The sequence below is a fragment of the Microbacterium sp. NPDC089320 genome (assembly GCF_040684875.1).
Taxonomy (GTDB): domain Bacteria; phylum Actinomycetota; class Actinomycetes; order Actinomycetales; family Microbacteriaceae; genus Microbacterium.
This window is the reverse complement of sequence record NZ_JBFBGY010000004.1, coordinates 422794-441287: the sequence shown is the minus strand read 5'-3', so window position 1 is coordinate 441287 and position 18494 is coordinate 422794. Positions and strand designations below refer to the sequence as shown.

19 protein-coding genes are annotated in these 18494 nt (G+C 68.7%); 9 read left to right on the top strand and 10 right to left on the bottom strand.

Going from position 1 to position 18494, the window contains the following annotated elements; genetic code table 11:
- Positions 1-52 precede the first annotated feature (52 nt).
- Positions 53-1075: a uroporphyrinogen decarboxylase gene (hemE, locus tag AB0N61_RS13970; RefSeq protein ID WP_363364958.1), complete on the bottom strand. Its 1023-nt coding sequence runs from the start codon at positions 1073-1075 to the stop codon at positions 53-55.
- 61 nt (positions 1076-1136) lie between these two features.
- Here hemE and AB0N61_RS13965 point away from each other — a divergent pair, with 61 nt between their 5' ends.
- The 4 genes from AB0N61_RS13965 (at position 1137) to AB0N61_RS13950 (ending at position 3984) form a co-directional block, all read left to right on the top strand.
- Complete coding sequence (locus tag AB0N61_RS13965) at positions 1137-2444, top strand: glutamyl-tRNA reductase (RefSeq protein WP_363364957.1); 1308 nt, start codon at positions 1137-1139, stop codon at positions 2442-2444.
- A gap of 143 nt (positions 2445-2587) precedes the next feature.
- A complete protein-coding gene (locus tag AB0N61_RS13960; protein WP_363364956.1) occupies positions 2588-2953 on the top strand; it encodes a hypothetical protein in 366 nt (121 codons plus the stop codon).
- Positions 2954-2989: 36 nt separating this feature from the next.
- Positions 2990-3562: an HhH-GPD-type base excision DNA repair protein gene (locus AB0N61_RS13955; protein WP_363364954.1), complete on the top strand. Its 573-nt coding sequence runs from the start codon at positions 2990-2992 to the stop codon at positions 3560-3562.
- On the top strand, positions 3559-3984 hold the full coding sequence (locus tag AB0N61_RS13950; RefSeq protein ID WP_363364952.1) for a DUF1801 domain-containing protein: 426 nt from the start codon (positions 3559-3561) through the stop codon (positions 3982-3984). The genes AB0N61_RS13955 and AB0N61_RS13950 overlap by 4 nt, the downstream gene beginning before the upstream one ends.
- A gap of 8 nt (positions 3985-3992) precedes the next feature.
- On the opposite strand, the gene AB0N61_RS13945 is transcribed toward AB0N61_RS13950, so the two are convergent.
- The 3 genes from AB0N61_RS13945 to AB0N61_RS13935 form a co-directional block, all read right to left on the bottom strand.
- Positions 3993-4736 carry a hypothetical protein gene (locus AB0N61_RS13945; protein WP_363364950.1) on the bottom strand — a complete coding sequence of 248 codons (744 nt, stop codon included), beginning with the start codon at positions 4734-4736 and terminating at the stop codon, positions 3993-3995.
- 4 nt (positions 4737-4740) lie between these two features.
- Complete coding sequence (locus AB0N61_RS13940) at positions 4741-6126, bottom strand: glycine--tRNA ligase (protein WP_363364949.1); 1386 nt, start codon at positions 6124-6126, stop codon at positions 4741-4743.
- 106 nt (positions 6127-6232) lie between these two features.
- Positions 6233-6922 carry a GNAT family N-acetyltransferase gene (locus tag AB0N61_RS13935; protein ID WP_363364947.1) on the bottom strand — a complete coding sequence of 230 codons (690 nt, stop codon included), beginning with the start codon at positions 6920-6922 and terminating at the stop codon, positions 6233-6235.
- Between the two features lie 91 nt (positions 6923-7013).
- On the opposite strand from AB0N61_RS13935, the gene AB0N61_RS13930 reads away from it, so the two are divergent.
- Together AB0N61_RS13930 and AB0N61_RS13925 are read left to right on the top strand one after the other, a co-directional pair.
- Positions 7014-8477, top strand: a complete 1464-nt coding sequence (locus tag AB0N61_RS13930) for a peptide MFS transporter (protein ID WP_363364945.1) — start codon at positions 7014-7016, stop codon at positions 8475-8477.
- 58 nt (positions 8478-8535) lie between these two features.
- On the top strand, positions 8536-9978 hold the full coding sequence (locus AB0N61_RS13925; RefSeq protein WP_363364943.1) for an MFS transporter: 1443 nt from the start codon (positions 8536-8538) through the stop codon (positions 9976-9978).
- Positions 9979-10012: 34 nt separating this feature from the next.
- Here AB0N61_RS13925 and AB0N61_RS13920 read toward each other — a convergent pair whose 3' ends face one another.
- From AB0N61_RS13920 to AB0N61_RS13905, 4 genes are all read right to left on the bottom strand, one after another.
- Positions 10013-10408 (bottom strand): hypothetical protein, encoded by a 396-nt coding sequence (locus AB0N61_RS13920; RefSeq protein ID WP_363364941.1) that lies wholly within the window; start codon positions 10406-10408, stop codon positions 10013-10015.
- A gap of 47 nt (positions 10409-10455) precedes the next feature.
- Positions 10456-11379, bottom strand: a complete 924-nt coding sequence (locus tag AB0N61_RS13915) for a serine hydrolase (protein WP_363364939.1) — start codon at positions 11377-11379, stop codon at positions 10456-10458.
- A 179-nt stretch (positions 11380-11558) separates the two neighbouring features.
- Complete coding sequence (locus AB0N61_RS13910; RefSeq protein WP_363364938.1) at positions 11559-13523, bottom strand: M13-type metalloendopeptidase; 1965 nt, start codon at positions 13521-13523, stop codon at positions 11559-11561.
- 43 nt (positions 13524-13566) lie between these two features.
- On the bottom strand, positions 13567-14127 hold the full coding sequence (locus tag AB0N61_RS13905) for a DUF1992 domain-containing protein (protein ID WP_363364936.1): 561 nt from the start codon (positions 14125-14127) through the stop codon (positions 13567-13569).
- Positions 14128-14235: 108 nt separating this feature from the next.
- On the opposite strand from AB0N61_RS13905, the gene AB0N61_RS13900 reads away from it, so the two are divergent.
- Both AB0N61_RS13900 and AB0N61_RS13895 read left to right on the top strand, forming a co-directional pair.
- Entirely contained in the window at positions 14236-15555 is a 1320-nt protein-coding gene (locus tag AB0N61_RS13900) for an MATE family efflux transporter (RefSeq protein ID WP_363364934.1), read from the top strand.
- Between the two features lie 116 nt (positions 15556-15671).
- Positions 15672-15875: a hypothetical protein gene (locus tag AB0N61_RS13895; protein WP_082488386.1), complete on the top strand. Its 204-nt coding sequence runs from the start codon at positions 15672-15674 to the stop codon at positions 15873-15875.
- A gap of 12 nt (positions 15876-15887) precedes the next feature.
- Here the strand turns inward: AB0N61_RS13895 and AB0N61_RS13890 are convergent, their stop codons facing one another.
- Positions 15888-16355 carry a VOC family protein gene (locus tag AB0N61_RS13890; RefSeq protein ID WP_185274915.1) on the bottom strand — a complete coding sequence of 156 codons (468 nt, stop codon included), beginning with the start codon at positions 16353-16355 and terminating at the stop codon, positions 15888-15890.
- 68 nt (positions 16356-16423) lie between these two features.
- Positions 16424-17083 (bottom strand): TrmH family RNA methyltransferase, encoded by a 660-nt coding sequence (locus AB0N61_RS13885; protein WP_363364931.1) that lies wholly within the window; start codon positions 17081-17083, stop codon positions 16424-16426.
- 69 nt (positions 17084-17152) lie between these two features.
- On the opposite strand from AB0N61_RS13885, the gene AB0N61_RS13880 reads away from it, so the two are divergent.
- Positions 17153-18442, top strand: coding sequence for an Nramp family divalent metal transporter (locus AB0N61_RS13880; protein ID WP_363364930.1), 1290 nt, complete (start codon positions 17153-17155; stop codon positions 18440-18442).
- Positions 18443-18494: the final 52 nt, after the last annotated feature.

The window sequence follows — 18494 nt, the reverse complement described above, 5'->3', positions numbered from 1 at the left end:
GAGCACGGCCGGACAAACCCGTCACGCCCCGATGCGGTCGCCATCGCGGCGCTCAGATCGAGTGCACCAGCTCGACGATGCGGGTGAGCTGATCGGGGTCGGCCTCGGGCGGCACACCGTGCCCGAGGTTGACGATGTGGCCCCTGGCGGCGCGACCGCGCGCGACCACGTCACGCACGTGCGCCTCGAGCACCGGCCACGGAGCCGACAGCAGAGCCGGATCGATGTTGCCCTGCACCGAGACGTCGGGACCGAGGATCGCGGCGGCCTCGTCGAGCGGCATCCGCCAGTCGACGCCCACACCGTCTGCGATCCCGTCCAGGCGCATGTCGCCGAGGAAGGGCCCCGTGCCCACACCGAAATGGATGCTCGGCACGCCGATCGCGTCAAGAGCCACGCGCGAGTGCGGCGCGACGAACGTGCGATAGTCGGCGGTGCTCAGCGAACCGGCCCACGAGTCGAACAGCTGCACGACGGATGCTCCGGCATCCCGCTGGATCTCGAGGAACCGGCGCGAGACCTGCGCGAGCCAGCCGGCGAGGCGGTGCCACGACTCCGGGTCGGCGTGCATCATGGCGCGCGCCCGCAGGTGCTCCTTCGACGGCCCACCCTCGACGAGGTACGCGGCGAGGGTGAACGGAGCGCCCGCGAATCCGATCAGGGGGGTGTCGCCCAGTTCAGCGGTGACGATGCCGACAGCTTCGGCGATCGCGGTGCCGTCGAGCGAGAGCGGATCGATCGCCGTGATGCGGTCGACATCGGCGGCCGAGCGCACGGGGTTCGCGAACACGGGGCCGCGACCGGGCTCGATCTCGACGTCCACTCCGGCGAGACGCAGCGGGATGACGATGTCGCTGAAGAACACGGCGGCGTCCACACCGTGACGGCGCACGGGCTGCAGCGTGATCTCCGCCGCGAGATCGGGCGTGAGGCAGGCGTCCAGCATGCGGGTGCCGACACGCAGTTCGCGATACTCGGGGAGCGACCTGCCCGCCTGGCGCATGAACCACACGGGAGCGTGCTCGGGGCGGGGGCCGGTGAGGGCGCGCAGCAGCGGAGCGTCGGAGAGGGGCATGCCTCCATCTTCCCATCCGCCTCCGGGCCGACCTGCATGAAGCCTCAGGTAGAATCATCTTGTGCTGCTGGTTGTCACGGCGAGTCACAAGACCGCCTCCTTCGAATTGCTCGAACGCCTGAGCCGCACCCCCGATGACGTCGCCTCCACGGTCGTGGACATGGCGTCCTGCGTGCAGGGTGCGGTCGTTCTTGCTACCTGCAACCGCTTCGAGGCCTACGTCGAGATGGACGAGCCCGTCACGGCAGCGGGCGCGATCGGCGTCGAGGCGGTGCTCGAGGCCGTCGAAGCGTCGACCGGCATACGCGCCTCCGAACTCGACGGCGCCTACGAAGTGCACTCCGGTCGTCGCGTGGCCGAGCACCTCTTCTCCGTCGCATCCGGACTCGAGTCCGTCGTCTCCGGCGAAGGCGAGATCGCCGGTCAGGTGCGTCGCGCTCTGAAGTCCGCTCGCAAGGAGGGCACGACCTCTCCCGAGCTCGAGCGTCTCTTCCAGCGCGCAAGCCAGGCGCAGCGCAAGGTCAAGAACGTCACAGCCCTCGGCCGTGCGGGACGATCGCTCGTGCGTCTCGCCCTCGAACTCGCCGACAGCCGCATCGCCGACTGGTCGGCCGAGCGCGTGCTGCTCGTCGGAACCGGCGCCTACGCCGCCGTCACGCTTGCGACGTTGCGTGAACGGGGAGCCGTCAACATCTCGGTCTACTCACCCTCGGGTCGTGCAGAGAAGTTCGCCGCGAAGCACGGCATCCGTCCGGTCGCCGCAGAGGACTACGCCCGCATCGCCTCGCGGTCGAGCCTGCTGATCACCTGCACGACGGCGACCGCTCCCGTGCTGACGCCTGACCACCTGCAAGCGCCGACGGGCATCGCCCCCGAGGGCTGCCCCGTGGCCTCGCACAACCAGATGGTCGTCGACCTCGGCATGCCGCGCAACGTCGACCCCGCCGTCGCCGCGCTCGAGGGTGTCGCGCTGCTCGACCTCGAGACCATCAGCCTGCACGCACCGCTCGAAGAGCTGCAGGCGACCGATGCGGCCCGCACCGTCGTGCGTGAAGCCGCCGACACGTTCCACGTCGTCGGCAGCCGCCAGAGCGTCACGCCGTCGGTCGTCGCGTTGCGGTCGCACATGTTCTCCCTGCTCGAGTCCGAGATCGCCCGCGCGCGCGCCCGCGGCGACGAGGACGGCAGGGTCGAGCAGGCACTCCGTCACCTCACCGGCGTGCTCCTGCACGCACCGACCACGCGCGCTCACGAGCTCGCCGCGACCGGCCGCGCAGACGAGTTCGCTGCGGCCCTGTCGACGCTGTATGGCCTCGAGCCGATCGAGCCGGCGCAGTCCTCGGACGCCGAGGGCGCAGCGACCGCCTGAGCAACACTCTCACTGCACGGGAGTGTGCGGTGCGCACTTCTCCCCAGCGTTCGGCATCCATCCGGATCCTCAACCGGCGATGTTCCCGTGCTTCATATCGTCGAACCCATGACAGCGACGATCACTCGACGCAGACTGGGAGGATGCTCGTGGACCCGAACCTGATCGGCATCATCATCGCCCTCTTCGGCGTCACCGCCACCATGCTCGGCGGCGTCTCGCGGATGCTCGCACGGCAGGCCAGCGGGCTGGACATCCGGTTCGCTCGGATCGATGCGCGGTTCGACAAGGTCGATGAGCGGTTCGACGGGGTGGATCAGCGGTTCGCGAAGGTCGGAGGCGACATCGCCGACCTCCGCACCGAACTGACAGGCGACATCGCCGAACTCCGAGCCGAACTGAAGCAGGACGTCTATGAGGTCAAGACCGAGCTCAAGGCCGATATCGCCGATGTCCGCGTCTCGGTCGCACGCATAGAAGGCCCTCTTCCGAAGCTGCACCGCATCTGACTCCGCGGGTCGCCGCGGGGGTGTCAGACTGGAGGCATGGCCCTTCACATCACCGGCGACCCCGCCGCTGACGCCCTGCTCACCGACAACCCGCTCGCGCTGCTGGTCGGGATGCTGCTCGATCAGCAGGTGCCGATGGAGACGGCGTTCGCCGGTCCGCTGAAGATCGAGCAGCGCACCGGCGCGAACGACGCCGCCACGATCGCCGGGATGGACCCGGACGAGTTCCTCGAGGCCTTCAAGACCAGTCCGGCCGTGCACCGGTTCCCCGGGTCGATGGCCGCGCGCGTGCAGACCCTGTGTCAGGACATCGTCGACAACTGGGCGGGCGACGCCTCTGCCATCTGGACCGAGGGCGACCCCTCGGGCGCCGAAGTGCTGAAGCGACTCAAGGCGCTCCCCGGATTCGGCGAGCAGAAGGCCAAGATCTTCCTCGCCCTTCTGGGCAAGCAGTACGGGTTCACCGGCTCCGGCTGGCGCGAGGCCGCGGGCGACTACGGCGACGAGGGCTCGTACCGGAGCGTCGCCGACATCGTCTCGCCCGAGTCGCTGACCAAGGTGCGAGAGCACAAGAAGGCGATGAAGGCCGCGGCGAAAGCCGCGACATGAAGCCCACGGGTGACGACGTGCTCGGCCTCATCGCGCGGTGCCGCTCCGCGGTGCGCCGACGGGATGCCGAGAACCTGACCTCGCTCATGCAGCAGCTGACCGGGCGGACACCCCAGACCTGGGGCACGATCATCGGCTTCGGATCGTGCTCGTACCGCTATCCGACCGGCACGACGGGGGACTGCCCGATCCTGAGCTTCGCGCCGCGGGCGTCCGCCACGACCATCTACCTGCTGGACGGAGTGGAGGCCCACACCGCGGCACTCTCCCGACTGGGCGAGCACAGCACCGGCGTCGGCTGCGTCTACATCCCCGACCTCGACCGGATCGACCTGGATGTGCTCCGTGGCATCCTCACGCGCTCGCTGGCCTGGGCCGAGTCGGGCGGCGACGAGCGGATCCAGCTCGCCGTCACCGGCTGAGCGGGCGATCAGGCGGCGCCCACGACCGCCCTGCGCCCGCGCCTGCGCTTGTCCGCCACGGCGGGAATCGCGACCGCGAGCACGATGGCGAGGACGATCGCCCGCACGATCCACAGCCCGGGCTCCCACACCACCTCGTACGTCCCGGGGAGACCGAAGAACGCGGCGATGAGCTGCGCCTCCGCGCGGCGTCCGATCTCGCCGCTCGACACCGACAGGCCGCCCACCACGCTGACCACACCGAGAGACAGGAAGATCAGCGGCATGATCATGGCGGTGGGGGCCGCTTCGCCGCGCCTGATCATCGGCACCAGCCGGATCAGTCCTGCGATCGGGAACACGAAGAAGAACCACACGAGCGCGCCCAGCAGGACACCGACGCAGATGAAGATCGGAACCCACACGAGCATCCACGGAGACTCGTCGCCGATGAAGTAGTCGGGTTCACGCAGGATGGCGACGACGAATCCGAGCAGCGTGCCGAGCGGCAGCACGGCGAGCATCAGCCACAGCACCGGAGCGGGCACGTTCTTGCGCTCGCCCAGTCTGGTCATGATGATCTGGATGACGAGCGCAGAGGCGAGCGCCGGCACCCCGAACATCGCGATGATCGGCGCGGCTCCGTCGTTGTCCTCGAGGTCGAGCACCGCGAGCAGCATCCAGTTGACCGCGAGTGCCACCACGACGATCGCCGCGACGAGCCGGACGGCCGCGCGGCGATCCTCCTGAACCGTTCCCCCCGGAGCAGTCATCGCGTCAGGCGCCCTTGAGGCGCTCCGCGAGGTACTGGTGCAGCTCGTCGATCGAGACGCGCTCCTGCGCCATGGTGTCGCGGTCGCGCACGGTGACGGCACGGTCGTCGAGCGAATCGAAATCGATCGTGACGCAGAACGGCGTGCCGATCTCGTCCTGACGACGGTACCGACGGCCGATGGCGCCGGCGTCGTCGAAGTCGACGGCCCATGAGCTGCGCAGCGTATCGGCGACCTCGCGTGCCAGCGGCGACAGGCGCTCGTTGCGGCTCAGCGGCAGCACGGCGACCTTGACCGGAGCAAGGCGCGGATCGAGCTTGAGCACGGTGCGCACGTCGGTGCCGCCCTTGGCGTTCGGCACCTCCTCTTCGCGATATGCGTCGACGAGGAACGCCATCATGGCGCGAGTGAGTCCGAACGAGGGCTCGATCACGTACGGGGTGTAGCGGTCGCCGGTGGCCTGGTCGAAGTACGTCAGGCTCTGGCCCGAGGCTTCGCTGTGGCTCGACAGGTCGTAGTCGGTGCGGTTCGCGACGCCCATGAGCTCGCCCCACTCCTTGCCCGTGAAGCCGAAGCGGTACTCGACGTCGATCGTGCCGGCCGAGTAGTGAGCCCGGTCGTCTTCGGGAACGTCGAACTGCCGCATGTTCGCGGGGTCGATGCCGAGATCGATGAACCAGTTCCAGCACGCCTCGACCCAGTGCTCGAACCACTCCTGGGCATCCGCGGGCGGCGTGAAGAACTCGATCTCCATCTGCTCGAACTCACGGGTGCGGAAGATGAAGTTGCCGGGGGTGATCTCGTTGCGGAACGCCTTGCCGACCTGGCCGATGCCGAACGGCGGCTTCTTGCGGCTGGCGGTGAGCACGTTCGAGAAGTTCACGAAGATGCCCTGCGCCGTCTCGGGACGCAGGAAGTAGAGTCCCGACTCGTCGTCGACGACGCCGAGGTAGGTCTTCACCAGGCCGGAGAACGCCTTCGGCTCGGTGTACTGACCCTTCGTGCCGCAGTTCGGGCAGGGCACGTCCGCGAGGCCGTTCTCGGCCTTGCGTCCCTTGCGCGCCTCGAAGTCCTCGATGAGGTTGTCGGCACGGAAGCGCTTGTGGCAGCTCAGGCACTCGACCAGCGGGTCGGTGAAGGTGGCGACGTGACCGGACGCCTCCCACACGCGCTTGGGCAGGATGATGCTGGAGTCGAGCCCCACCATGTCGCCGCGACCGCGCACGAACGTCTGCCACCACTGCCGGCGGATGTTCTCCTTTAGCTCCGTGCCGAGGGGCCCGTAGTCCCACGCGGACCGCGAACCGCCGTAGATCTCACCCGCCTGGAAGACGAACCCGCGGTGGCGGGCAAGGGCGATGACCTTGTCTAGACGGGACTGTTCGGCCACGGTGGCTCCAATGGTCGGATGCGGGGAAAGCCCGTGATCACGGGCACATCAATCTTATCCGCGACCGCTTCGCGTCAGGACCCCAACGAGGTCGGGTGGGCGGCGCTCAGGCCGTGAACAGGTAGCCCTTCTCGACATCGAACCCCGCAAGCGTGAGGCCGCTGCCGAGCAGACCCTCCATCTGGGCACGCAGTCGCGTGCGCCACTCATGCGCCGCTTCGGGCTCCGCGATGCGCATGGTCTCGATGTCCGAGGGGATCTCCAGCGTCTCCACCACGGCATCGGATGCCGGCGACTTGGCGATGTCGGCGAGAGCCCACTCGACGTCGAGACGGTCGCTCTCGTCTCCGGCGTCCCCGCCGCCGAAGATGCCGTAGCGGTTGACGGAGTATCCGGTCGCACGTGCACCGAGAACGGTGAGGAAGAAGTGCGCGTTGCGGGCGACGAGCGGATCGAAGGTCCAGGTGATGCGACCGACATCGCGGGAGAACGCCCACTGGCGCTGGTGCTCCTTGAGCTCGCGACCCCAGCCGCGTCCGCGGTAGTCGGGCAGCAGGGCCGTGATGTGCGAGTGCATCGCCCGGCGACCGGGTGCGCCGAAGAACGCGATCGACGCGCCCACCATCCGCTCTTCGCCACCTTCGGCATCGAACAGGCCGACGACGTAGTTGCCTGACTGCTGCAGAGCGCGCAGCGTGCCGGCGTCGATCACGCGCTCGGGGCCCCGAATGGAGTCGAGCAGGCCCTGCGCGTCGATGATGAGTTCAACGGTGTCCAGATCACGGATGGTTCGCACGCCCCCAGTCTGCCCCTCCCGTCGCCGATTTCGGAATCGCCCGACCGGAATGCTCTGGGAACGGCCTGTCGACCGGGCGTACCGTGGAGGGATGGCAACCAGCGACACCACAGCCGAGAGGTCCGACACCCGGTTCTTCGGGCAGCCCTGGGCACTCGTCCACATCTTCGGCGTCGAGATGTGGGAGCGGTTCAGCTTCTACGGCATGCAGGGGATCCTGCTGATCTACCTGTACTTCTCGGTCTCCGAGGGCGGCCTCGGCCTCTCGCAGGCCGTGGCGGGCGGCATCGTCGGCGCCTACGGAGGGTCGGTCTACCTCTCGACCATCCTCGGTGCCTGGATCGCCGACCGGATGCTGGGATCGGAGCGCGTGCTCTTCATCAGCGCCATCGTCATCGTCGGCGGGCACGTCGCCCTCGCCCTGCTTCCCGGGTTCATCGGAGTCGGCGTCGGGCTCGTGCTCGTGGCCCTCGGCTCCGGCGGGCTCAAGGCCAACGCGACCTCTGTGGTCGGCACCCTGTACAGCCCGGAGGACACGCGCCGCGATGCCGGGTTCTCGCTGTTCTACCTCGGCATCAACCTCGGCGCGTTCCTCGGGCCGATCCTCACCGGCATCCTGCAGTCGACGCTGGGATTCCACTACGGATTCGGCCTCGCCGCGATCGGCATGACGCTGGGGCTCGTGCAGTACTCCTTCGGTCGCAAGGCTCTGCCGGACGAGGCTCGCCGAGTGCCGAACCCGCTGCCCCGGTCGCGCTACCCCCTCGTCGCGGTCATCGCTGTCGCTGCGGTCGCCCTCATCGCCGTGCTGGTGCTCGTCGGGGTGATCCAGGCCGACAATCTGGCGGACATCGTCATCATCGGAACGATCATCGCGACGGTCGCGTACTTCGCCGTGATCCTCAGCAGTCGGCGGATCGACGGCACCGAGCGCTCGCGGGTGTGGGGATTCCTGCCGCTCTTCATCACGAGCGTCGCGTTCTGGTCGCTGTACCAGCAGCAGTTCACCGTGCTCACGGTGTATTCGGACGAGCGTCTCGACCGCACCATCTTCGGATTCGAGATGCCCGTGTCGTGGGTCCAGTCGATCAACCCGGTGTTCATCATCATCCTGTCGGGCGTCTTCGCCGCCATCTGGACCCGTCTCGGCCCGCGCCAGCCTTCCACCCCGGTGAAGTTCGCGCTGGGGGCGATCATCATGGGAGCGGCATTCCTGCTCTTCCTGCCCTTCGCGGGCGGCGGGCCGAACTCCACTCCCCTGCTGGCGATCATCGGCATCCTCTTCGTGTTCACGGTCGCCGAGCTGCTCATCTCCCCCGTCGGGCTGTCGGTGACGACCAAGCTCGCGCCCCAGGTGTTCCACACGCAGATGGTCGCGCTGTTCTTCCTGTCGATCGCGCTCGGCACCGCGATCTCGGGCTGGCTCGTGCAGTTCTACGACCCGAAGAACGAGGTGCCGTACTTCTCGATCCTCGGGGCGATCGCGATCGTCGTCGGACTGGGTCTGCTGCTCGCGGTCAAGCCCGTGCTGCGGCTGATGAAGGGCGTGAGCTGACCTCTCGGAGTCACGGCGAGCGCGCCTCGGATGTCGGAGACGCCGATAGCCTGAAGCAATGGGAGAGACCGATGATCGCGCGCGCAGAAGGCTCTCCCGGACACCACCGAGGTGGGCGATCGTCGCGGTGCTCGCCTTCGCCGGGCTCTGCTCGTCGTTCATGTTCACGCTGGTCGTCCCGCTCCAGGCCGAGCTTCCCCGGCTGCTGAACGCGTCTCGCGAGGACACCACCTGGGTGGTCACGATCACTCTGCTCGTCGCCGCCGTCGCCACTCCGATCTCGGGCCGCCTCGGCGACATGTACGGCAAGCGACGCGTCGTGATCGTGCTGCTCGGCCTGCTCGTCCTCGGCTCCCTGATCGCGGCCCTGTCTGGTTCGATCGTCGGCGTCATCATCGGTCGGGCACTCCAGGGTGCGGTGACCGGCGTCGTGCCCCTCGGCATCGCGATCATGCGCGACGTCCTGCCTCCGGAGCGTCTGGGCACCGCCGTCGCGCTGATGAGCGCGACCATGGGCGTCGGCGGCGCGATCGGGATGCCGGTCGCCGCGTTGCTCGCCGTCAACGCCGACTGGCACTGGCTGTTCTGGCTCGCCGCGGCCCTCGGCGTGGTGGGTCTCGCACTCGTGCTGCTCGTGATCCCCGAGGACGTGCTGCGATTCCCCGGCCGCCTCGACGTGCTCGGCGCCATCGGACTCGCGATCGGACTCACCGGCATCCTGCTGTTCGTGTCGCGCGGAGCCGAGTGGGGCTGGACGGCACCGCTGACGCTCGCCTGCATCATCGGCGGAGTCGGCGTGCTGCTGATCTGGGGTTGGTATCAGCTGAGGACGACCGATCCTCTGCTCGATCTGCGGGTCGCCGCGCGCCCTGCCGTGCTCTTCACCAACATCGCCGCGATCGGGATGGGCTTCGCGCTGTTCGCCTCCAACGTGACGTTCCCGCAGCTTCTCGAGGGCTCCGCAGCCTCGGGGGCGGGCTTCGGACTCGACATGGTCTCGGCTTCGCTGATCATCATGCCCGCCGGCCTCGTGATGATGGTGATCTCACCGTTGTCGGGTTGGCTCGAGCGCACGGTCGGACCCCGCCCGCTGTTCACCGTCGGTGCGGGAGCCATCGTGCTCGCATACGTCTTCGTGCTCCTGTGGTCGAGTGAGGTCTGGCACATCCTGGTCGGGAACCTGCTGATCGGTGTCGGGATCGGTTTCACCTTCGCCGCGATGCCGATGATCATCATGCGATCGGTTCCGGCGAACGAGACGGGCGCCTCGAACGGGTTGAACGCGCTCTTCCGCTCGGTCGGCACCTCCAGCGCCTCCGCCGTGATGGGCGGGGTGCTCGCCGCGATGAGCATCGACGTCGGCGGCGTCTCGGTGCCGACGAGGGCGGCGTTCGACGTGTGCTTCTGGCTCGCGATCGCCGCCGGAATCGTCGCGCTCGTGCTTTCGCTGCTCATCCCTCGCCAGCGCGCGTCCGAACAGCACCCCTCGCTGCCCGGGTGATCGCGCACACCCGCCGGCACGCCCGGGGACCTGGTCAGAACACCCGCGGATCGGGATCCGTCGGCGACGGCATCCGCAGCCGATCGGGCGCCGGCCACGAGAGCACGTACTGCTGCGTGGGCGGTCGACTGACGTCACCGAGGTCGTCGACCTTCACGACGACGCGCCCCCGGCTCCTTTCGTCGTCGGGTGTGACCTCGACGATGCGCACGCGCACCGGCCCCTCGGTGTCGCCCTCGAGCATCCACGGGTCTGCGAGCCACGCGATTCCGTGCTCCTCCAGGACAGCCTCGGCATCGAGCCACTCCATCGGCCCGGACACCGCGCGCCCCAGCACGTCGACCGCGATCCACTCGTCGCCGGCCGGATGGATCCAGCCGAGCAGTTCTCCGTCTTCACGACGATGCGGAGTCCAGTCGGTGCGGGGCATGCACCGATGCTAACCGCGGGCGGCGCCGTGCCGCGCGATGCACGCGGTCAGTGCGTGTACTCCATGAGCTCGACCCCGAGCACACGGAAGGCATCGTGCGCGCGCAGGCGGTGGGTGATCGACAGGTCGTCGAAGCAGACGATCAGCGAGTAGGCGACGCCCGCGCGGGGTCCGGCGAGCACCCCTGCCTCGGCACGCACGCCGCGATCTCGGCCGGTCTTGCTGATGAACAGCAGGCCGTGGGCGTCATGGTCGTGCGCGAAGGGGTCCAGGCCGGTCGCGGATGCGACCAGGCTCAGGTCCTGATTGAGGCTGAGCCACTCCGAGACCTGAGCACTCACCGATGCTCCGACCACCTGCGAGTTCACGAGAGCCGAGAAGAGCCCGGCGAACTCGCGCGCGGAGCCCACCGCGACATGGGGGGCATCATCGGGGCCGCGCTCGTCACGGAATCGGTCGAGCACGGCCGTGCGGCGGAGCCCGAGAGTCTCGATGCGCTCACGCACGCGTTCGTGACCGACGCGCTGCAGCAGCGCGTTGACCGCGATCGGGTCGCCGGCCGTCGCTGCGAGCACCGCGAGGTCTTCGAGCGGAAGCGCGGGCGCATGCAGGTGCCGCCAGAGTCCCGAGGTGGACACGGGGTCGACCGCAGTGCGCTCGACGATCTCGAGCGGGTCGAGCGTGCCGGCCTCGAATGCGGCCGCCACCTCGATCAGCACGGGCACGACTCCGAGTCCGGCGACGGGCATGGTCACGTGGTCGTCGCCCGAGAGAACATGCGTGTGGTTGTCGAGATCGACGACGTGGACCGACACCTGGGCCCCGGCATCCGCCAGCTGTTCGAGTGCCCGCAAGGTCGAGGTGAACGACCGTCGCCCTGCGGCGGCACGTCGCGGCAAGCGTCGGCTGGTCCGCTGAGAGCGGCGCAGCGAGGCCAGTGACGGGCCGTCGGCAGGCTCGGAAGCACCCACGCGTGATCCTTAAGAGGGGGGTTGGATTGGCGGGATGCTGCGGTGTCCATCCGCCGCAGCACGGATATCGTAACCCCGCCAGGTGAGGATGCCCTACATACTCCGATATACGGTCATCAGAACGTCATACGGCAGACAGCAGGGCACCCCACCTGGCGAGATCGCCTATGCGGGAGCGCTCACCAGATGGTCACGCGCGAGTCCTGCGGCAGCCACAGCGCGTCGCTCTCAGCCACGTCGAACGCCTCGTAGAACGCGTCGATGTTGCGGACGATCTGGTTGCACCGGAACTCGTTCGGTGAGTGCGGGTCGATCGTGAGCAGGCGCAGCGTCTCGGCGTCGCGGCTCTTCTGCTGCCAGACCTGCGCCCACGACAGCAGCAGGCGCTGCACCCCGGTGTATCCGTCGATCACCGGCGCCTCGGCCCCGTCGAGAGCGATCTCGTACGCCTTGAGCGCGATGCCGAGGCCTCCCAGATCACCGATGTTCTCGCCGATCGTCAGCGCGCCGTTGACGTGGTGCTCGGCGTCGAGGCCCTCGGGGACGAGTGCGTCGTACTGCGCGATGAGTGCCGTGGTGCGCTGCTCGAACGCCGAGCGATCGGCATCCGTCCACCAGTCCTCGAGCTTGCCGTCGCCGTCGTAGCGGCTGCCCTGATCGTCGAATCCGTGACCGATCTCGTGGCCGATGACCGCGCCGATGCCGCCGTAGTTCGCCGCCGCGTCGCGCGAGGCGTCGAAGAACGGGTACTGCAGGATGGCCGCCGGGAACACGATCTCGTTCATCGAGGGGTTGTAGTAGGCGTTGACCATCTGCGGCGGCATGTGCCATTCATCACGGTCGATCGGCTTGCCGACCTTCGCGACGTTGCGATCGTGCTCGAAGATCGCTGCGCGGCGCACGTTGCCGAACAGGTCGGCGCGGTCGATCTCGAGGCTCGAATAGTCACGCCACACCGCGGGGTGCCCGATCTTGGGCGTGAAGGAGTCGAGCTTGGCGAGTGCGCGCTCTCGGGTCTCGGCCGTCATCCACTCGAGGTCGGTGATGCTCTGCCGGTAGGCCTCGATGAGGTTCGCCACGAGCTCGTCCATCGCGGCCTTCGCCGTCGGCGGGTAGTGACGCTCGACGTAGACCTTGCCGATCGCCTCGCTCAGTGCGCCCTCGGTCACCGAGACGCCGCGCTTCCAGCGCTCTCGGATGGAGGGGACACCGGTGAGCTCGGTGCCGTAGAACGAGAAGTTCTCCTGCACGATGTCGTCGGTCAGGTACGGGGCCGCCGCATGCACGACCTGGGCGCGCAGCCAGGCCTTCCACTCGTCGAGGCGCTCGACGGTCAGCAGCGACCCGAGCCCCTCGAGGAAGCTCGGCTGCGAGACCACGACCTCGGTGAACGCCTCGGGGTGGGCGGGTGCCACGGCGTCGCGCCACGGCTCGAGGTCGACCCCTGCGAGCTCCTGGATCTCGGCCCAGGTCTTGAGGTTGTAGGTGGCGACGGCGTCTCGGCTGCGCACGTTGTCCCAGTGGTGCCCGGCGAGCTCGGTCTCGAGCGCGATCGAGCGATCGGCGGTGCTCGCGGCATCCGACAGCCCCGCGAGCGTCAGCAGCCGCACGAGGTGTTCGCGGTACGCCGCCCGGGTCTCGGCGAAGGTGTCGAGCCGGAAGTAGCTCTCGTCCGGCAGCGAGAGGCCCGACTGCACGACCACAGGAAGGTAGCGCTCGGGGTTGCCGGGGTCGCCGTCGACGTAGAACCCGATCAGGTGCGCCCGGCCGTCGCGGTCGTAGGTTCCGACCGTGCGCAGGAACGCGGCGATGTCATCGATCGCATCGATCTCGGCGAGCGTTTCGGCGAGCGGGGTGACTCCCGCGGCCGCGATGCGCTCGGTGTCCATGAAGCTGGCGAACAGATCACCGATCTTGCGAGCGAGGGTGCCCGGCTCGGCATCCTGAGACTCCTCGATGATCGCCCTGACGTCTTTCTCGGCCTGCTCGGCGAGCAGGTGGAAGGATCCCCACCGCGCCTTGTCACCGGGGATCTCGGTGCGGGCGAGCCAGGCGCCGTTGACATGGCGGTACAGGTCGTCCTGCGGGCGGATGTCGGAGCTGAACTCGGAGGTCTCAAGGCCAGAGGGAAGCACGTCGGTCATGCCGACCAGCCTATGCGTCGCTCCGACATTCGGGCGGGATCGGTCATGCCCTGCGCCGGAGGCCGAACCGGCGCCGTCTGGGCTGCTCCGGCGCCTCGGCGGCACGCGCGGCCGAGCGCGCCGCGCGACGCTCAGCCCACGCGGCCACCTCGGCATCGATGTCGCGCGGACTCGTCACGACGGGTGGGCCGCCCTGCAGCTGACGTCGGGCCTCGATCACCCGACGGTTGAAGTCCTCGAGCACCGACCGCACGTCGGCCTCACGACCGAGCAGATCGAGCTGGTCGTCGAGCTCCCGGTCCTCGGTGCGCAACAGGATCGCCGGTGGGCCGAGACCTGTCAGGTTCTCCTGCTCGATCTTGCGACGGATCCACCAGTCGGGGTCGTGGTGCGTTCCGAGGCCCTCGATCGGCTTGCCGGCGCCGGGCAGATCGTCGAAGTCGCCCCGGCGGATCGCGACCTGGATCGCCGTCTCGATGAACGCGGCCCGGTCGGTGGCTGCCGCGATGCCCGGTTCCGCGCCGGACTCCGCGTCGCCCTCGCCCTCGATCCGGCTCCGCTGTCGCGCACGGTACCTCGCCGCAGCCTCCCGTGGATCCGTCATGACGCACCTCCGTCGCATCCGGGTCCCTCCAGGGTACGGCCGCTCACGATCCGAGGGGCCGGGGATGCGGGGCCGTCACCTGTCGGCGCCAGCCCATAGGCTCGGAGGATGACCGAGCGCACTCTCAACCGCGAGATCCTGCGCCTCGCCGTCCCCGCGCTCGGTGCGCTGATCGCGGAGCCGGCCTTCCTCATCGTCGACGCGGCTCTGGTCGGCCACCTGGGCACGACCCCGCTCGCGGGCCTCGGCATCGCCGGAGCCGTGCTGCAGACCATCGTCGGGCTCATGGTCTTCCTGGCCTACTCCACGACCCCGGCGGTCGCCCGACTGTTCGGCGCCGGCAGGCCGGGCGAGGCCGTCTCGGTCGGGATCAACGGCATGTGGCTCGCGCTCGCGATCGGAGCGGTGCTCGCCGCAGCCGGGGCAGTCGCCTCGCCATGGCTCGTGTCGCTGTTCGGCGCGAGCGACGCCGTGGCCGCCGATGCGAACGCCTATCTGCTCGTCTCGATGTGGGGGCTCCCGGCGATGCTCATCGTCTTCGCCGCGACCGGGCTGCTGCGCGGGATGCAGGACACGATGACGCCGCTGTGGATCGCCGGCCTCGGGTTCGGCGCGAACGCGCTGCTCAACATCGTGTTCATCTACGGACTCGGCTGGGGAATCGCCGGATCGGCCGCCGGCACCGTCGTCGCCCAGTGGGGCATGGTCGGGGCCTACGTGCTCGTGATCCGCCGCCTCGCCGCGAGGCACGAGGCGTCTCTGAGAGTCCGGCGCGAGGGCATGGGCAGCACGGCGCGCTCGGGCGGCTGGCTGTTCCTGCGCACGGTGAGCCTGCGCGTCGCCCTGCTGGCGACGGTCGCCGTCGCCACCGGCATCGGCACCGACGAGCTCGCCGGATGGCAGATCGTCTTCACGATCTTCTCGGCGGCGGCCTTCGCGCTCGATGCGCTGGCGATCGCCGCCCAGGCGCTGATCGGCAAAGAGCTGGGCGCGGGCGACGAGCAGCAGGTGCACCGGGTCCTCCGGCGCACGGTCGCCTGGGGAGCGTGGTTCGGCGTCGTGGTCGGAGCGCTCATCGCGGCCCTCTCCGGAGTCCTCGGGATCGTGTTCACCGGCGACGCCCGGATCGCGACCCTCGTGCAGCCCGCGCTGCTGATCCTCGCTCTCGCGCAGCCGATCGCCGGGGTGGTGTTCGTCCTCGACGGAGTGCTGATGGGGGCGAACGACGCGCGCTACCTCGCGATCGCCGGGGGCATCAATCTCGTGCCGTTCCTGCCTGCGCTCTGGATCATCGCCGCGAGCGGCGTCGATGCCTCAGCGGGCCTCGTGTGGCTCGCCATCGCGTTCTTCGGCGTCTACCTGCTCGCCCGGCTGGGCACTCTCGGCTGGCGCGTGCGCTCCGGCCGCTGGGTCACCGCCGGCGTCTGACACTGCACACTCGTCGCGAGCCCGGAGTTCTGCACGTATCCCGGAATCTCGCCACCTCTCGCGCTCCGGCCCTGGCATTGTCGTCACGAGCGAACGAGAATCGGAGCGTGCTGACCATGAACGAACCGCAGGTGTGGGTGCTGATCGGCGTCTTCGCCGCCTCGATGTTCGGCATGATCACTGTGGTGTCGACACTCTTCATCCACGTCGTCAAGGCCGAGATCGGAGGCCTTCGTACCGAGGTTCTCGGCGAGATCCGCGCTCTCGACCGCGACGTGACGGCGCTCTACCGCAACACGTTCGGCATCGACAGAGACTGACCTGTCAGGGGATCAGGCATTCTCGAGTTCGGCGATCACGATCTTCTTCATGTGCATGAGCGCCTGGATCTGCTCGGGCCTCTGCTGGAGCAGATCGAGCCCTGCGGGCACGACCTGCCAGCTCACCCCGAACCGGTCTTTGCACCAGCCGCACGCCTCAGACTCCGGCACGGCCGAGAGAGCCTGCCAGTAGTGATCGATCTCGGCCTGGTCCTCGCACCCGATCACGAACGAGATCGACTCGTTGAACGCGAACTCGGGGCCACCGTCGAGGCAGCCGAACGGCGTGCCGTTCAGGGTGAAGGTGCCGGTGAGCACCTTGCCGCTCATGCCCTCGAAGTGTCGATCGAGCGAGTCATCGGGATACAGCACCACCTGGTCGATCGACGAGTTGGGAAACACCGAGACGTAGTACTCCATCGCCTCCTGCGCCCGGCCGTCGAACCAGAGGAACGGGCGGATGCGACCGATCGCTGCCATGTCGACCTCCTCAGATCGGCACTCACGCTACGCCCGAGCAGGGCGCGTGTCGAGAGGATCCGTCGCCGTCAGCCGGCGTGCCTCCGGCACCATTCGTACATGATCACCGCGGCGGCCGCGCTCGCGTTGATCGACCGGGTCGAACCGTACTGCGTGATCTCGATGTGGGCGGATGCTGCGGCGAGCGCGGCGTCCGAGAGCCCCGGCCCTTCCTGACCGAACAGCAGCACGCAGCTCTGCGGCAGATCGGCGCGGTCGACCGGCACAGCACCCTCGACGTTGTCGACCGCGATGATCGGCACGCCTTCGGCGGCAGCCCAGGCGGCGAACGTCTCGACGTCGTCATGGTGCATGACGTGCTGATAGCGGTCGGTCACCATCGCGCCCCGCTTGTTCCAGCGGCGCCGGCCGATGATGTGCACGGTGTCGGCGAGGAAGGCGTTGGCGCTGCGCACGATGGAGCCGATGTTCATGTCGTGCTGCCAGTTCTCGATGGCCACGTGGAACGGATGCCGCTTGGTGTCGAGATCGGCGACGATCGCGTCCATACGCCAGTACCGGTAACGGTCGATGACGTTGCGCGTATCTCCCGCGGCCAGCAGCGCCGGATCGTACTGGTCTCCGGTGGGCCACTCCTCCTCGCCGCCGGGCCAGGGGCCGACACCGTATCCGGGCTGCGCCGAGGATCCGCCTCTGTCCGCTGCGTCGGCGGGCGCCTGCTCATCCATCCAGCCAGGCTATCCGGCGCATCCGCGGGAGGGATTTAGGTGCGCCGAAAAATCCGCTACGATTTCGGCATGCCTAAAAGTCTCGCAGCGGAGAAGGAGACCCTGCCCGCCCGCGCCACCGCCCCGCGCAGCCTCTGGCTTCTCGGGCCGGCGCTGGTCGCGGGCGTCGCCTACCTCGATCCGGGCAATGTCGCGAGCAACATGACCGCGGGTGCGCAGTACGGCTATCTGCTCGTCTGGGTCGTGGTGGCCGGAAACGTGATGGCCTGGCTGATCCAGTACCTGTCGGCGAAGCTCGGCGTCGTCACCGGCCAGAGCCTGCCCGAAGTTCTGGGCGCACGCCTCACGAAGCCCTGGGCGCGACGTGCGTACTGGCTGCAGGCCGAGCTGGTCGCGATGGCGACCGATCTGGCCGAGGTCATCGGCGGCGCGGTCGCGCTCTACCTGCTGTTCGACATCCCCCTGCTGCTCGGTGGGGTCATCACCGGAGCCGTGTCGATGGTTCTGCTGACGGTGCAGAACCGCCGCGGCGCGCGACCCTTCGAGTTCGTGATCATCGGCCTGATGGTGATCATCGCGGTGGGCTTCGTGGCCGGCCTCTTCATCGCCCCGCCGGATGCCGCGAGCATCGTCGGCGGTCTGGTGCCCCGGTTCGAGGGCACCGGATCGGTGCTCCTCGCCGCCTCGATCCTGGGCGCGACGATCATGCCGCACGCGATCTACGCGCACTCGTCGCTGACGCGAGATCGATTCGGCGCCGCCGCCGCGCACGCGCCGACGGAGGCTGCTCGAACCCAGACCTCGCGCATCCGCCGCCTGCTCACAGCGACCCGCTGGGACGTCTCGGTCGCGATGGTGATCGCGGGCACCGTGAACCTCGGCATCCTGCTCCTCGCCGCCGCGAACCTGTCGGGCGTCGAGGGCACCGATTCGCTCGAAGGCGCCCATGCCGCACTCGCGTCGGGACTGGGTCCCGTCGTCGCGACCTTCTTCGCGGTCGGCCTGCTCGCCTCCGGCCTCGCCTCGACATCCGTCGGCGCGTATGCGGGCGCCGAGATCATGCACGGGCTGCTGCACGTGCGCATCCCGCTGCTCGCCCGTCGACTCGTGACGCTGATCCCCGCACTGGTGATCCTCGGCATCGGCTTCGATCCCACGTTGGCTCTGGTGCTCAGCCAGGTCGTGCTCTCGTTCGGCATCCCGTTCGCGTTGATCCCGCTCGTGGCACTCACCGCGCAGCGTCGAACGCTCGGCGTCTGGGCGAATCGCGCCTGGACCACGGTGGCCGGCATCGTCGCCTCCGCTCTGCTCATCGTGCTCAACGGCGCCCTGCTCTGGCTGGTCATGACGGGCGCCTGATCGCCCGGTGCGCGCGTGGACGACAGCACGGAACCGCCCCGAGCCGGCACGG

Bases quoted from the DNA above. Each gene is read 5' to 3' on its own strand.
- hemE (WP_363364958.1), bottom strand. From the start codon at position 1,075: ATGCCCCTCTCCGACGCTCCGCTGCTGCGCGCCCTCACCGGCCCCCGC.
- AB0N61_RS13960 (WP_363364956.1), top strand. From the start codon at position 2,588: ATGCTCGTGGACCCGAACCTGATCGGCATCATCATCGCCCTCTTCGGC.
- AB0N61_RS13955 (WP_363364954.1), top strand. From the start codon at position 2,990: ATGGCCCTTCACATCACCGGCGACCCCGCCGCTGACGCCCTGCTCACC.
- AB0N61_RS13950 (WP_363364952.1), top strand. From the start codon at position 3,559: ATGAAGCCCACGGGTGACGACGTGCTCGGCCTCATCGCGCGGTGCCGC.
- AB0N61_RS13945 (WP_363364950.1), bottom strand. From the start codon at position 4,736: ATGACTGCTCCGGGGGGAACGGTTCAGGAGGATCGCCGCGCGGCCGTC.
- AB0N61_RS13930 (WP_363364945.1), top strand. From the start codon at position 7,014: ATGGCAACCAGCGACACCACAGCCGAGAGGTCCGACACCCGGTTCTTC.
- AB0N61_RS13925 (WP_363364943.1), top strand. From the start codon at position 8,536: ATGGGAGAGACCGATGATCGCGCGCGCAGAAGGCTCTCCCGGACACCA.
- AB0N61_RS13920 (WP_363364941.1), bottom strand. From the start codon at position 10,408: ATGCCCCGCACCGACTGGACTCCGCATCGTCGTGAAGACGGAGAACTG.
- AB0N61_RS13910 (WP_363364938.1), bottom strand. From the start codon at position 13,523: ATGACCGACGTGCTTCCCTCTGGCCTTGAGACCTCCGAGTTCAGCTCC.
- AB0N61_RS13905 (WP_363364936.1), bottom strand. From the start codon at position 14,127: ATGACGGATCCACGGGAGGCTGCGGCGAGGTACCGTGCGCGACAGCGG.
- AB0N61_RS13900 (WP_363364934.1), top strand. From the start codon at position 14,236: ATGACCGAGCGCACTCTCAACCGCGAGATCCTGCGCCTCGCCGTCCCC.
- AB0N61_RS13895 (WP_082488386.1), top strand. From the start codon at position 15,672: ATGAACGAACCGCAGGTGTGGGTGCTGATCGGCGTCTTCGCCGCCTCG.
- AB0N61_RS13890 (WP_185274915.1), bottom strand. From the start codon at position 16,355: ATGGCAGCGATCGGTCGCATCCGCCCGTTCCTCTGGTTCGACGGCCGG.
- AB0N61_RS13885 (WP_363364931.1), bottom strand. From the start codon at position 17,083: ATGGATGAGCAGGCGCCCGCCGACGCAGCGGACAGAGGCGGATCCTCG.
- AB0N61_RS13880 (WP_363364930.1), top strand. From the start codon at position 17,153: ATGCCTAAAAGTCTCGCAGCGGAGAAGGAGACCCTGCCCGCCCGCGCC.